Annotated in this window: 17 protein-coding genes; 16 read left to right on the forward strand and 1 reads right to left on the reverse strand. The window is 69.2% G+C overall.

What is annotated here, in order from left to right:
• On the forward strand, window positions 1–282 hold the full coding sequence (locus AC07OY_RS24785; RefSeq protein WP_495045256.1) for a hypothetical protein: 282 nt from the start codon (window positions 1–3) through the stop codon (window positions 280–282).
• Here the strand turns inward: AC07OY_RS24785 and AC07OY_RS24790 are convergent.
• A complete protein-coding gene (locus AC07OY_RS24790) occupies window positions 279–968 on the reverse strand; it encodes a TetR/AcrR family transcriptional regulator (protein WP_495045257.1) in 690 nt (229 codons plus the stop codon). The genes AC07OY_RS24785 and AC07OY_RS24790 overlap by 4 nt on opposite strands.
• A gap of 150 nt (window positions 969–1,118) precedes the next feature.
• Here AC07OY_RS24790 and AC07OY_RS24795 point away from each other — a divergent pair, with 150 nt between their 5' ends.
• From AC07OY_RS24795 to AC07OY_RS24865, 15 genes are all read left to right on the forward strand, one after another.
• Window positions 1,119–2,726, forward strand: coding sequence for a carboxyl transferase domain-containing protein (locus tag AC07OY_RS24795; RefSeq protein ID WP_495045258.1), 1,608 nt, complete (start codon window positions 1,119–1,121; stop codon window positions 2,724–2,726).
• Window positions 2,727–2,731: 5 nt separating this feature from the next.
• Complete coding sequence (locus tag AC07OY_RS24800; RefSeq protein WP_495045259.1) at window positions 2,732–3,199, forward strand: hypothetical protein; 468 nt, start codon at window positions 2,732–2,734, stop codon at window positions 3,197–3,199.
• 3 nt (window positions 3,200–3,202) lie between these two features.
• Entirely contained in the window at window positions 3,203–3,736 is a 534-nt protein-coding gene (locus AC07OY_RS24805) for a GNAT family N-acetyltransferase (RefSeq protein WP_495045260.1), read from the forward strand.
• A complete protein-coding gene (locus AC07OY_RS24810; RefSeq protein ID WP_495045261.1) occupies window positions 3,733–4,515 on the forward strand; it encodes an enoyl-CoA hydratase/isomerase family protein in 783 nt (260 codons plus the stop codon). The genes AC07OY_RS24805 and AC07OY_RS24810 overlap by 4 nt, the downstream gene beginning before the upstream one ends.
• Window positions 4,515–5,090 carry a DUF7010 family protein gene (locus AC07OY_RS24815; protein WP_495045262.1) on the forward strand — a complete coding sequence of 192 codons (576 nt, stop codon included), beginning with the start codon at window positions 4,515–4,517 and terminating at the stop codon, window positions 5,088–5,090. Before AC07OY_RS24810 ends, AC07OY_RS24815 begins: the two co-directional genes overlap by 1 nt.
• A complete protein-coding gene (locus AC07OY_RS24820; protein WP_495045263.1) occupies window positions 5,087–5,698 on the forward strand; it encodes a DUF4126 domain-containing protein in 612 nt (203 codons plus the stop codon). Before AC07OY_RS24815 ends, AC07OY_RS24820 begins: the two co-directional genes overlap by 4 nt.
• Window positions 5,695–6,975 (forward strand): adenosylmethionine--8-amino-7-oxononanoate transaminase, encoded by a 1,281-nt coding sequence (gene bioA, locus AC07OY_RS24825; protein WP_495045264.1) that lies wholly within the window; start codon window positions 5,695–5,697, stop codon window positions 6,973–6,975. The genes AC07OY_RS24820 and bioA overlap by 4 nt, the downstream gene beginning before the upstream one ends.
• Complete coding sequence (locus tag AC07OY_RS24830; protein ID WP_495045265.1) at window positions 6,962–8,176, forward strand: 8-amino-7-oxononanoate synthase; 1,215 nt, start codon at window positions 6,962–6,964, stop codon at window positions 8,174–8,176. Before bioA ends, AC07OY_RS24830 begins: the two co-directional genes overlap by 14 nt.
• Window positions 8,173–8,856, forward strand: a complete 684-nt coding sequence (bioD, locus tag AC07OY_RS24835) for a dethiobiotin synthase (protein WP_495045266.1) — start codon at window positions 8,173–8,175, stop codon at window positions 8,854–8,856. Before AC07OY_RS24830 ends, bioD begins: the two co-directional genes overlap by 4 nt.
• The gene (gene bioB, locus AC07OY_RS24840) at window positions 8,853–9,893 is read left to right on the forward strand and encodes a biotin synthase BioB (RefSeq protein WP_495045267.1); all 1,041 of its coding nucleotides are present in this window, start codon (window positions 8,853–8,855) and stop codon (window positions 9,891–9,893) included. The genes bioD and bioB overlap by 4 nt, the downstream gene beginning before the upstream one ends.
• A gap of 16 nt (window positions 9,894–9,909) precedes the next feature.
• Entirely contained in the window at window positions 9,910–10,377 is a 468-nt protein-coding gene (locus AC07OY_RS24845; RefSeq protein WP_495045268.1) for a hypothetical protein, read from the forward strand.
• Between the two features lie 25 nt (window positions 10,378–10,402).
• A complete protein-coding gene (locus AC07OY_RS24850; protein WP_495045514.1) occupies window positions 10,403–10,573 on the forward strand; it encodes a hypothetical protein in 171 nt (56 codons plus the stop codon).
• A gap of 90 nt (window positions 10,574–10,663) precedes the next feature.
• Window positions 10,664–10,795 (forward strand): hypothetical protein, encoded by a 132-nt coding sequence (locus tag AC07OY_RS24855; protein ID WP_495045269.1) that lies wholly within the window; start codon window positions 10,664–10,666, stop codon window positions 10,793–10,795.
• Window positions 10,788–12,770: an acetyl/propionyl/methylcrotonyl-CoA carboxylase subunit alpha gene (locus AC07OY_RS24860; RefSeq protein WP_495045270.1), complete on the forward strand. Its 1,983-nt coding sequence runs from the start codon at window positions 10,788–10,790 to the stop codon at window positions 12,768–12,770. Before AC07OY_RS24855 ends, AC07OY_RS24860 begins: the two co-directional genes overlap by 8 nt.
• A 2-nt stretch (window positions 12,771–12,772) precedes the next feature.
• On the forward strand, window positions 12,773–13,681 hold the full coding sequence (locus tag AC07OY_RS24865; RefSeq protein WP_495045271.1) for a hydroxymethylglutaryl-CoA lyase: 909 nt from the start codon (window positions 12,773–12,775) through the stop codon (window positions 13,679–13,681).
• The last annotated feature ends 29 nt before the right edge of the window (window positions 13,682–13,710 follow it).

Here is a 13,710-nt window from a genome sequence, read left to right on the forward strand (position 1 = left end):
ATGCTGACGATTTCCGGCTTCACGGCCTGGCTGCGCCGCCACCGCATCGCCTGCTTCGGGCTGATGGTGCTGTGCTTCATGGCCTTCGGCCTGCTGACCCTGGACCTGGTGCGCCTGGTCGGCGCCAATGCCGCCCTCCTCTCCGACCATGGCTGGCAGGGCCTGCAGGACGGCGGCCTGCGTCAGCTGCTGGAGCTGCTGGCCTCGTCCGTCGGCGCCATGGCTGCCTGGCTGCTGTTCAAGGTGTGCGAGACGGTGCTCGTGCAGTCCTGGACCCGTTAGGCCTGGGCCAGGGCGTCCTGCAGCTGGCCGCGCAGCCGGCGCAGCCTCTGCAACTCCTGGTCGGGCGCCTGCAGGGCCGGCCACAGCAGGGCGACCAGGTCGCGCGCGCTGGCCTCGACGTCGATCTGCCGGCCGGTGATGACCACCTCCCACAGCATGTGCTCCATGGGCCCGAAGACCAGGGAACGCAGCAGGCGCAGCGGAATGTCGCGCCTGACCTCGCCGGCCTCCTGGCCGCGGGACAGCAGGTCCATCAGCGGTGCCGTGTAGCGGCGCTGCAGCTCGACAAAGCCTTCGCCCAGGTCCTGGCCCTTGGTCCTCCCCTCGGACAGCACCAGGGCGCACAGCCCCGTCCCCTGGATCAGGAAGAGGCGCAGATGCGTCAACACGACGAACTCGAGCTGCTCGCGCACGCCCGCCTCGCGCGGCAGGCCGGCTTCAATGGCGTCGATGATCTCGTCATACCAGTCCTGGATGACGCGCATGCAGAGCTCGCGCTTGCCGCGGAAATAGGTGAAGACGGTGGCCTCGGAGATGGAGAGGCGCTGGGCGATCTCGGTGGTCGTGGCGCGCTCGTAGCCGCGCTCGGCGAACACCTCGCGGCCGACGCGCAAGATGTCGCGCACGCGCTGCTCGGCCTTGGGGCCGGCGGGCGAACGGCGTTGCGGGGCGGCGGCGACAGTCATCGGGCTGTATTCTGCGCAATTCTTGAGTAACACTCAAGTCGGCATTGCATCCGTGTTCACCCTGGATTATTCTGGCGCCCCTTGCGCGGCTCACGAGGCCGATCACCAATTAGTTGAGTCCTGCTTAAGCAGCACTCGCCGGGAGACAACATGCCGGTTTTGAACACCCAGCTCAACCCCCGCTCGGCCGACTTCAAGGCCAATGCCGACGCGATGCGCGGGCTGATCACCGACCTCAACGCCAAGCTCGAGAAGATCGCCCAGGGCGGCGGCGACGCCGCGCGCGCCAAGCACACCGCCCGCGGCAAGCTGCTGCCGCGCGACCGCGTCGAGATGCTGCTGGACCCGGGCACGCCCTTCCTCGAACTGGCCCCGCTGGCCGGCCTGAACATGTACGAGAACGCCGCGCCCGGCGGCGGCGTGATCGCCGGCATCGGCCGCGTGTCGGGCGTGGACTGCGTCATCGTCTGCAACGATGCGACCGTGAAGGGCGGCACCTACTACCCCATCACCGTCAAGAAGCATCTGCGCGCCCAGGAGATTGCCCAGCAGAACCGCCTGCCCTGCATCTACCTGGTGGACAGCGGCGGCGCCAACCTGCCCAACCAGGACGAGGTCTTCCCCGACCGCGACCACTTCGGCCGCATCTTCTTCAACCAGGCCAACCTGAGCGCCGAGGGCATCCCGCAGATCGCCGTCGTGATGGGTTCCTGCACGGCCGGCGGCGCCTATGTGCCGGCCATGAGCGACGAGACCATCATCGTCAAGAGCCAGGGCACCATCTTCCTGGGCGGCCCGCCGCTGGTGAAGGCGGCCACCGGCGAGGTCGTCACGGCCGAGGACCTGGGCGGCGGCGACGTGCACACCCGCCTGTCGGGCGTGGCCGACCACCTCGCCAACAACGACACCCATGCCCTGGCCATCGCCCGCAACTCGGTGGCGCGCCTGAACTGGAGCAAGGCCAATCCGCTGGCCATGCAGGAGCCCAGGGCGCCCTTGTTCGACGCCAGCGAACTGCACGGCGTCATCCCGACCGACACGCGCAAGCCTTTCGACATCCGCGAGATCATCGCCCGCATCGTCGACGGCTCGGAGTTCGACGAGTTCAAGGCCCGCTACGGCAACACCCTGGTCTGCGGCTTCGCCCATATCGAGGGCATGCCGGTGGGCATCGTCGCCAACAACGGCATCCTGTTCGCCGAGAGCGCCAACAAGGGCGCCCACTTCATCGAGCTGTGCTGCCAGCGCAAGATCCCGCTGGTCTTCCTGCAGAACATCACCGGCTTCATGGTCGGCCGCAAATACGAGAACGAGGGCATCGCCCGCGCAGGCGCCAAGATGGTGACGGCCGTGGCCTGCGCCCAGGTGCCCAAGTTCACCGTCATCATTGGCGGCTCCTTCGGTGCCGGCAACTACGGCATGTGCGGCCGCGCCTACAGCCCGCGCTTCCTGTGGATGTGGCCGAACGCGCGCATCTCGGTGATGGGCGGCGAGCAGGCGGCCAGCGTGCTGTCCACCATCCGCCGCGATGGCATCGAGGCCAAGGGCGGGGCCTGGTCGGCTGATGAGGAGGAGGCCTTCAAGGCCCCCATCCGCCAGCAGTACGAGGACCAGGGCCACCCCTACTACGCGTCGGCCCGGCTGTGGGACGACGGCGTCATCGACCCGGCCGACACGCGCCGCGTGCTGGCCCTGGGCCTGAGCGCCTCGCTGAACGCGCCCATCCCCGAGACCAGATTCGGCGTGTTCCGGATGTGATGGCCATGCGCCTTTCCCGCCTGCCCTCCCTGGTGGCCGCCGCAGCGCTGGTGCTGGCCCAGCCCGCAATGGCGCGCGACGACGCCATCACCCATCCCACCGGGCCGCTGCTGAACGGCGACGGTCGCGCCCTGATGGGCGAGCTGCACATCGCGTTCGGCGCGGCGACGGCGGGCGACGGCAGCCTCGTCAGCAAGAATGTCCAGGCCCACGGCGTGGGCTGGACCACGGACGTCGGCTACCGCAAGCCGACCGACGCGGAGGTCTGCGACCGTGCGCTGCTCGACGCACTGGCCAAGCTCGCGCTGGCCGCCCGCAAGGCCGGCGCCAACGGCGTTGTCGGCATCGTCTCCAATTACAGGGGCAACAGCTTCGATGATCCCCAGCACGTCGAATGCCACGCCGGCACCCTCAAATCGCATGTGGTGCTGAAAGCCAGCCTCGTGCGCATCGTCACCCCCGCCACTCCCTGAGCCATGCCTGACATCAGCGTTCGCCCCCTGTCCGCCACCGACTGCCTGCAGACGCTGACCGAGCTGCTGCACGCAGCCTATGCCAGCCTGGCGGCCCAGGGCTGGAACTTCACCGCCGTGGACCAGAGCGTCGAGGTCACGCGCGAGCGCGTGTCGGCCGGCCAGGCCTGGGTGGCCGAGCGCGAGGGGCGGCTGGTGGGCACCATCGCCATGTCCGGCCCCAAGCCCGTCGACGGCAGCTATCTGCGCGACCCCGTGCCCGAGTGCTACACGCAGCCCGGCCACGCCATCCTGGCCCAGCTGGCCGTCCATCCCGACGAGCGCGGCCAGGGCCTGGCCGAGAAGCTGATGGACGCCGCCGAGGCCTGGGCCGCCGAACAGGGCTATACCCATGTCGCCCTCGACACCGCCGAACCGGCCGTCGCACTGCAGCGCCGCTATGCGCGCCGCGGCTACGCCCCGGTCGGCGACGTGCAATGGGCCGGCAAAACCTATCGCAGCGTGCTGATGCTCAAGCCCCTGAACGCAAAGCCATGAACACCCTGAACATCACCGTCGACGGCCACGTCGCCCGCGTCACCCTGAACCGCCCGGAAGTCCGCAACGCCTTCAACGAGGCGCTGATCGCCGAGCTGACCGGCACCTTCAATGCCCTGGGCCAGCGCAGCGACCTGCGCGCCATCGTGCTCGCCGCCGAGGGCAAGGCCTTCTGCGCCGGCGCCGACCTGAACTGGATGAAGGCCATGGCCGGCTACAGCTGGGACGAGAACCATGCCGACGCCAGCAAGCTGGCCGACATGCTGTGGGCCCTCTATAGCTGCCCCGTGCCCGTCATCGCGCGCGTGCAGGGCGATGTCTATGCGGGCGGCGTGGGCCTGGTGTCCTGCGCCGACATCGTCGTATCGGTCGAGACCGCCGGCTTCTGCCTCAGCGAGGCCAAGCTGGGCCTGCTGCCGGCCACCATCGGCCCCTATGTGGTCAAGGCCCTGGGCGAGCAGGCCTCGCGGCGCTATTTCGTGACGGCGGAGCGCTTCTCCGCCGCCGAGGCCAGGCGCCTGGGCCTGGTGCATGAAGTGGTTGCCGCCGAGGCCCTGGATGCCAAGGTCGACGAACTCGTCGCTGCCATCTGCGCCAACGGCCCCGCCGCCGCGCGCGCCTGCAAGCAGCTGGTGAAGGACGTCGCCAGCCGCGAGATCACGCCCGAGCTGCGCGACAACACGGCGCGCCGCATCGCCGATATCCGCGCCAGCGACGAAGGCCGGGCCGGCGTGCAGAGCTTCCTCTCCAAGACCCCTGCCCCCTGGACACAAGCCTGATGAGCACCCAGACCCTTGCGCAAGCCCAGGCCGACATGCGCCAAGCCTACTGGCATGGTGCCTTCGGCGTGCTGGCCTCGGCCCTGGCCTGGAGCATTGCCGCCGGCATCGCGGCTGCGGCCAAGCCGCAGCAGGCCGTCTGGGCCCTGCTGATCGGCGGCATGTTCATCTTCCCGGTCAGCATGGGAATGGCCAAACTCGCCGGCCGCCGCGGCATGCACGAGAAGACCAACCCGCTGGGCCGCCTCGCCATGTTCAGCACCTTCGGCCTGTTGGCGGGCTGCGGCCTGGCCCTGGCGGTGGCGACGCAGAAGCTGGAGTGGTTCTTCCCGACCATGCTGCTGGTCATCGGGGGGCGCTACCTGGTGTTCACAGCGGTCTATGGCCTGCGCATCTACTGGGCCGTCGGCTTCACGCTGGCCGCGGCCGGCCTGGTGCTGGGCGCGCTGCTGGCGGCGCCGTCGCCCGAACTGAAGGCCAGCGGGCCTCTGCTCGGCGCCCTGGCCGGCGCCCTCATCGAAACCCTGTTCGGCACCCTGCTGCTGCAGCAGGGCCGCTCAGCCGCCCGCCAATGAAGCTTGACGTCATCCAGCTGCTCGCCCTGGCCGCCGCTCTCGGCTGGGCCAGCGGCCTGCGCCTCTACCTGACGGTGCTGCTGGTCGGCATGGCGGGGCATTGGGGCTGGATCGCCCTGCCGCCGGGCCTGGAGGTGCTGGCCTCGCCGCTGGTGATGACCGCCGCCGCCGCGCTCGCCTTCGTCGAGTTCCTGGCCGACAAGGTTCCCTTCGTCGACAGCGCCTGGGACGCGCTGCACACGCTGATCCGCATTCCTGCCGGCGCCGCACTGGTGGCGGGCCTGGTCAGCGGCTGGGCCGGCGACCAGGGCCAGGCCTGGGGCGTGGTGGCGGCCCTGATCGGCGGCGGCCTCGCGGCGACGGCCCATGCGGCCAAGGCCAGCACGCGGGCGGCGGCCAACACATCGCCCGAGCCCTTCTCCAATATCGGCCTGTCACTGGCCGGCGACGTGGCCGTGCCCACCATGCTGTGGCTGGCCTGGGCCCATCCCTTCATCTTCTTCCCGCTGCTCGTGACGTCCCTGGCCGTCATGGGCGTGCTGATCTGGTTCTGCTTCAAGTTCGTGCGCGCCCTCGTCCGGCGCCTGCGTGCCCCCTCTCCCGCATGACTTCCCTCCAAGACCGCAGCCGTGCCGCTGTCTGGCATCCCTGCACGCAGATGGCCCGCCTGGCCGACGTGCCGCCCCTGCCCATCGCGCGTGGCGAGGGCCCGTGGCTGTTCGACACCGACGGAAAGCGCTACTTCGACGCCAACTCGTCCTGGTGGGTCAACCTCTTCGGCCACAGCGACAAGGCGCTGCATGGCGCCATCAAGGCCCAGCTCGACACCCTGCCCCATGTGATGCTGGCCGGCTGCACCCACGAGCCCGCCGTGCGCCTGGCCGAAAGGCTGTCGGCCCGCACCGGCGGCGTCCTCGGCCACGCCTTCTTCGGCAGCGATGGCGCCAGCGCCGTCGAGATCGCGCTGAAGCAGAGCTTTCACTCGTGGAAGAACCGCGGCCTGACGACCAAGCGCGAGTTCGTCTGTCTCAAGAACAGCTATCACGGCGAGACCCTGGGGGCGCTGAGCGTGACCGATGTGCAGGTCTTCCGCGACGCCTACGACCCGCTGCTGATGCGCGCCCACATCGTGGCCTCGCCCGACGCGCGCCTGGCCAACGAGGCCGAGGCGCTGGATGCGATGCGCACCCTGCTGGCAGAACGTCATGACCACATCGCCTGCGTCATCGTCGAGCCGCTGATCCAGGGCGCGGCCGGCATGGTCATGTATTCGCCGAGCTATCTGAAGGGCCTGCGCGAGCTGACGCGCGAGTTCAATGTCCATCTCATCGCCGACGAGATCGCCGTCGGCTGCGGTCGCACCGGCACCTTCTTCGCTTGGGAGCAGACCCAGGCCGCGTGGCCCGACTTCATCCTGCTCAGCAAAGGCATCACCGGCGGCACCCTGCCGCTGTCGCTGGTGCTGACGACCGACGACGTGTTTGCCGCCTTCTGGAGCGAGGACGTCACGCGCGGCTTCCTGCATTCGCACAGCTACACCGGCAATCCCCTGGCCTGCGCCGCGGCCAATGCGGTGCTGGACCGCTTCGATGCCGGCCAGCTCGAAGACAACCAGGCGCAGGCGCAGCGGCTGACCCGCGCCTTTGCGCCCTTGGCCCCGCGTGTGAAACATCTGCGCCAACGCGGCATGATCCTGGCCTTTGATGTGCCCGAAGCGCCACCGCGCTTCGCTGAAGCCTTCCACCTCGCGGCGCGCGCACACGAGCTGCTGATCCGACCGATCGGCGCCACCGTCTACCTGATGCCACCTTATCTGATCGACGACGCGACCGCGGCCTGGCTGGCCGGGGCCGTGACGGCGACCTTGAACGATGTCCTTGCTTGATCACCTGAGCGCCAAGCTCGCCGCCATCTCGGCGCAGAGCCTGACGCGCAAACTGCGCACCGCCGACAACGGCACGGCGCCCCGCCAGACCATCAACGGCCGCGAGCTGCTGATGTTCTGCTCCAACGACTATCTGGGCCTGGCCGCCGAGCCTGCCATCGCCGCGGCAATAGCCGAAGGCGCGCGCCTGTGGGGCGGCGGCTCCGGCGCCTCGCCCCTGGTCAGCGGCCACAGCGCTGCGCATGAGGCCGTCACCGACACGCTGGCCCGCTGGTATGCGCCGCACATCCCGCAGGCTCGCGCCATCGGCTTGTGCACCGGCTACATGGCCAACCTGGCCGTCGTCACGGCCCTGGGCGACGAGCACACCGAGATCTTCTCGGAGCAGCTCAACCACGCCTCGCTGATCGATGCCGCACGCCTGGCCAAGGCCAAGGTCACGCGCTATGGCCATGCCGACGTGGCCGGCCTGCGCACGCTGCTGGCGGCCAGCACCGCCAAAGTCAGGCTCATCGTCACGGATGCCGTCTTCAGCATGGACGGCGACCTGGCGCCGCTGCCCGCGCTGCTGGCCCTCGCTGAAGAATTCGACGCCTGGCTGGTCGTCGATGACGCGCATGGCTTTGGCGTGCTGGGCGCGCATGGCCGCGGCTCGCTGGAGCACTTCGGCTTGAACAGCGAAAGGCTGATCCTCGTCGGCACGCTCGGCAAGGCCGCGGGCCTGGCCGGCGCCTTTGTGGCGGCCCACGCCACCATCGTCGACTACCTGCTGCAGGCCGCCCGCAACTTCATCTTCTCGACCGCCTCGCCGCCGGCCATCGAGCATGCGCTGCTGACCAGCTTTGCGCTCATCGAAGGCCCGCTGGGCGCCGCCCGCCGTGCCCAGCTCGTCGCGCTGCAGTCCCGGCTGCGGGAGGGCCTGCTGGCGCTGATCGACCACCACCCGCGCCTGGGCTGGTCGCTGATCGACTCGGCCACGCCCATCCAGCCCCTGATCGTCGGCGGCAATGCCGAGGTCATGGCCCTGGCCGCCGCGCTGGAGGGCGCCGGCCTGCGCGTGCCCGGCATCCGCCCGCCTACCGTCGCGGCTGGCACAGCGCGGCTGCGCATCACGCTGTGCGGCACGCACACCGCGGCCGATGTCGACGCGCTGCTGACTGCTCTCGAGCGCGCGGCGGCCGCCCAGGAGCGGGCTGCATGAGCCGCGGTTTCTTTGTCACCGGCACCGACACCGAGATCGGCAAGACCTTTGTCACCGCCGCCCTGACCCGCGCGCTGATCGCCCGCGGCCTGCGCGTGGCGGCCATCAAGTCGCTGGCGGCCGGCCAGGACTTCGTCGAGGGCCGCTGGGTCAACGAGGACGTGGCCACGCTGCAGGCGGCGCAGAACGTCAACCTCAGCGACGGCGAAGTCGGCCCGCTGCAACTCCGCGAGCCCTGCGCGCCCCATATCGCCGCGCGCCTGGAAGGCAAGTCCATCGAGCGGGAGCCGCTGCTGGCCGCCATTCGCAGGACGGCGGCCAAGGGCGACATTGCCCTGGTCGAAGGCGTGGGCGGTTTCCGCGTGCCGCTGGCCGGCAGCTGGGACACCGCCGACCTGGCCGTGGACCTCGGCCTGCCCGTCATCCTGGTCGTCGGCCTGCGCCTGGGCTGCATCAACCACGCCCTGCTGACGGCCGAGGCCATCCGCGCCCGCGGCCTGCGCCTGACGGCCTGGGTGGCCAACACCGTCGACCCCCACCAGACCCATGTCGCCGACAATCTGGCCTCTTTGCAGGCCGGCCTGAAGGCGCCCTGCATCGGGCATCTGCCCCGACTTTCCGACCCGCTGGCCGCGCCAGCCTGTCTCGACATCTCAGCCCTGCTGCTCGACCACGCATGAACCAGATCCAGACCCTCACCCCCACGACCGACGCTGACCGCCGCCAGGCCACGCCCTGGACGGTCAAGGACGTCGTGGCCCTGTTCGACCTGCCCTTCAACGACCTGCTGTTCCGCGCTCAGCAAGTGCACCGCGAGCACTTCGACGCCAACGCGGTCCAGCTGTCCACGCTGCTGTCCATCAAGACCGGCGGCTGTGAGGAGGACTGCGCCTACTGCCCGCAGTCGGCCCACTTCGACACCGGCCTGAAGGCCGAGAAGCTGATCCCCCTCGAGGAAGTCATGGAAGCCGCCCGCGCCGCCAAGCTCAACGGCGCCACGCGCTTCTGCATGGGTGCCGCCTGGCGCTCGCCCAAGCCGCGTCACCTGGAAGCCATCGGCGAGATGATTTCCGAGGTCAAGGCCCTGGGCCTGGAGACCTGCCTGACGGCCGGCATGCTGGAAGACGGCCAGGCCGAGCAGCTCGCCGCCGCGGGCCTGGACTACTACAACCACAACCTCGACACCGCGCCCGAGTTCTACGGCCAGATCATCACGACGCGCACGTATCAAGACCGCCTGGACACGCTGGAGCGCGTGCGCCAGCAAGGCCTGAAGGTCTGCAGCGGCGGTATCGTCGGCATGGGCGAGACGCGCCGCCAGCGCGCCGGCCTCATCGTGCAATTGGCCAACCTCGATCCCTATCCCGAGAGCGTGCCCATCAACAACCTGGTGCAGGTCGAAGGCACGCCGCTGGCCGGCACCGCGCCGCTGGACCCGCTGGAGTTCATCCGCACGATTGCGGTGGCCCGCATCACCATGCCGCGCGCCATGGTGCGCCTGTCGGCCGGCCGCGAGGAGATGCCCGAGACCATGCAGGCCCTGTGCTTCCTCGCCGGCGCCAACTCCATGTTCTACGGCGACAAGCTGCTGACGACGAGCAACCCTCAGGCCGAGAAGGACCGCGCGTTGCTGGAGCGCCTGGGCATGCGCTGCTCGACCGAGGCCGAACTGACGCCGTCGGACGCTGCCGCCAAGGTGCAGGTCTGCACGCACTGACGCGCCGGGGCCGCCCATGCATGAAGAACAGCTTCCTCGCAGCGATGCCTCGGGCGACGCGGGCAAATCGTTCTTCGTCGCCTTTTTGGTGGGTGGCATCGCCTGCATCGTTGCGCTTCTGAACTGGTTGGCACCTTCGCGGGTGCCGCATGACGTGAAGCCCGAGACCGGTGCATTGAAAGCCCGCTACCTTGTCATCGCCAACGCGCTCTTTGCGCAGGTGGGCGAGAGCGCCCAAGTTGCGGACTGCCACTACTACCCAAAGTTCAAGCAGCTCATCTGCCCTCTACCTGCCAACGCCGTGGCGCCGTTGGCGCATGTGATGGCGGCGGATGGCTGGCGGTTCAAGGACGGCGATGCCTCTCGCGCCGCAAGAGCGGGCGTCCCCCTTGCCGAGGGCCTCGCCGATGGCCAGGACGATGTCTGGTTGCGTTGCTCGGGCGACGTTAAACCTTGCGAGTTCCGGCTGAGCTACAACATTTGATCAAGTTGCCTGGAGACCAAGAAGAATGCTCAGAAAGATCCCGATCGCCAACCGTGACGAGATCGCCTGCCGAGTGGCGGCATCGGCCCGCCGCATGGACGCGGCCCTGCTGGAGCGCCTGGGCATGCGCTGCTCGACCGAGGCCGAGCTGACGCCGTCGGACGCGGCGGCCAAGGTGCAGGTCTGCACGCACTGATCCCTGCGACACCCGCGCGCTGACGGCCCATCGACCTGCAGCGCGCCCCGATCCTGAATCCACGAGAAGACGGCTGAGGAGATAAAGAAGATGTTCAAGAAGATCCTGATCGCCAACCGTGGTGCTCGCGCCGCAGGCGCGGTCGCGCCAGCGACAGATTGCATGGTGAACGGCGAAGCCGGGCACGCAGGCGAGTTCACCCCGGGAGCCCGCCATGTTTAAGAAGATCCTCATTGCCAACCGGGGTGAAATCGCATGCCGAGTGGCAGCGACTGCCCAGCGCCTCGGCATCGAGACGGTTGCCGTCTATTCCGACGCCGACCGCGACGCGCAACACGTGGCCGCCTGCGACGAGGCCGTGCACATCGGTGGGTCCGCGCCGCGCGACTCCTATCTGCAATGGGAGCGCATCCTTGACGCAGCCAAGCGAACCGGCGCGCAAGCTGTCCACCCCGGCTATGGCTTCCTGTCCGAGAACGAAGCCTTTGCCCAGGCCTGCGCCGATGCCGGCGTCGTCTTCATCGGCCCGCCGCCGAGCGCCATCCTGGCCATGGGCCTGAAGGCCGAGTCCAAGCGACTGATGGAAGCGGCCCAGGTGCCGCTGGTGCCGGGCTATCACGGCGCGGATCAGGACCCGACCCTGCTGAAAAAGGAAGCCGACCGCATCGGCTATCCCGTGCTGATCAAGGCCAGCGCCGGCGGTGGCGGCAAGGGCATGCGCGCGGTCTACAACGCCGGCGAGTTCGACGCGGCTCTGGCCTCGTGCAAGCGCGAGGCCACCAACAGCTTCGGCGACGACGCGGTGCTGATCGAGCGCTATGTGCAGAAACCCCGCCATATCGAGATCCAGGTCTTCGGCGATTCGCACGGCGACTGCGTCTACCTGTTCGAGCGCGACTGCTCGGTGCAGCGCCGCCACCAGAAGGTGCTGGAAGAGGCGCCTGCCCCGGGCATGACGCCCGAGCGCCGCGCCCAGATGGGCGAGGCCGCCGTGGCTGCGGCCAAGGCCGTCGGCTATGTCGGCGCCGGCACGGTGGAGTTCATCGCCGAGCAGGACGGCCGCTTCTACTTCATGGAAATGAACACGCGGCTGCAGGTCGAGCATCCGGTCACCGAGGCCATCACCGGCCAGGATCTGGTGGAGTGGCAGTTGCGCGTCGCCGCCGGCGAACCGCTGCCGCTCAAGCAATCGGAACTGCGCATGCACGGCCACGCCATCGAGGCCCGCATCTGCGCCGAGAACCCGGATGGCGGCTTCCTGCCTGCCACCGGCTCTCTGGACGTGGCGCGCTGGCCCGGCCATGTCGCCTTCCAGCGCGGCAATGTGCGCATCGACGCCGGCGTGCGCGAGGGCGATGCCATCAGCCCCTATTACGACTCGATGATCGCCAAGCTCATCGTCTGGGGCGAGGACCGCGCACAAGCGCTGGCTCGCCTGGACACCGCGCTGCGCGACACCCACATCGTCGGCCTGCACACCAATGTCGCCTTCCTGCGCCGCTGCGCAGCCACAGCCTCGTTCGCGGGCGCCGACCTCGACACCGGCCTGATCGAGCGCGAGAAGGCCGTGCTGTTCGACCAGCCGGGCCTGCCGCTGCGCGTCAGCGCCGCGGCCGTCGTCGCCCACACGCTGGCCGTGGAAGGCGCGACGCAGGGGACGGACCCGTGGAGCGCCCGCGACGGCTTCCGCCTGTTCGGCTCGGCCACGCGCCGCTTCGACCTGGAAGCCGGCGGCACGCATCACGAGGTGCTGCTGTCCCGCCATCACCGCGGCGGCATGACGCTGACGGTCGAAGGCGAGGCCATCGAGTTCGCCGTGCACAGCAGCGATGCCGAGACGCACGAGCTCTTCCTCGGCACCGATCGCATCCGCGTGAAGACCTATGCCCAGGGCGAGCGCGTCGCCGTCTTCGGCGCCGACGGCTCGGCCGTGCTGACCGAGGTCGACGTCATCGCCCATGCCGGCGACGGCCCGGCCGAGGGTGGCCGCCTGACCGCCCCCATGCCTGGCAAGCTGGTGGCCTTCCTCGCGAAGGCCGGCGACACCGTCACCAAGGGCCAGCCCCTGGCCGTCATGGAGGCGATGAAGATGGAGCACACCATCTCCTCGCCGCGCGACGGCAAGGTGGCCGAGCTGCTGTTCGCTGTCGGCGACCAGGTCGGCGATGGCGCCGAGTTGCTGAAACTGGAGGCCTGACCATGGCCCTGCCCTCGCACGTCAAGATCCTCGACGTCGGCCCGCGCGACGGGTTGCAGAACGAGAAGGAAAACGTCGCCACCGAGCACAAGGCGACGCTGGTCGCCATGCTGCAGGACGCCGGGCTGAAGGAGATCGAGGTCACCAGCTTCGTCAGCCCGAAATGGGTGCCGCAGATGGGCGACAACACCGCCGTCATGGCCGCCATCGAGCGCCGCGCCGGCGTGCGCTACTCGGTCCTCGTGCCCAACACCAAGGGCCTGGAGCCGGCGCTGGCAACGAAGCCCGACGAGATCCTGGTCTTCACGGCGGCCAGCGAAGCCTTCACGCAGAAGAACATCAACTGCTCCATCGCCGAGAGCCTGGAGCGCTTCGCCCCCGTCATCGCCGGCGCGCATGCCGCGGGCGTGAAGGTGCGCGCGGCCCTGTCCTGCTCACTGGGCTGCCCGTACGAAGGCGAGATCACGGCCGACCAGGTCGAGGCCGTCGTCAGGCCGCTGCGCGAGCTGGGCGTGGACGCCATCGACATCGCCGACACCATCGGCGTCGGCACGCCGCGCAAGGTGCAGGCCGCCATGGAGCGCGCGCTGAAGCACTTTCCACTGGCCGAGGTCTCGGGCCATTTCCACGACACCTATGGCCAGGCGCTGACCAATATCTACGCGAGCATGGAGCTGGGCGTGCACAGCTTCCACGCCAGCGTGGCCGGCCTGGGCGGCTGCCCTTATGCCAAGGGCGCGACCGGCAATGTGGCGACGGAGGACGTCGTCTTCATGCTCAATGGCCTGGGCATCGCGACCGGCATAGCCCTCGACAAGCTCGTCGATGCCGGCGCCTTCATCTCGAACGTGCTGGGCCGCCCGCCGGTGTCGCGCGTTGCGCGGGCGGTGCTCGCCAAGCGATCCGGTTAAAACTGAAACAGGCTTTCACCCCGATGGCA

Source organism: Roseateles sp. GW821-FHT09H10 (genome assembly GCF_059415865.1).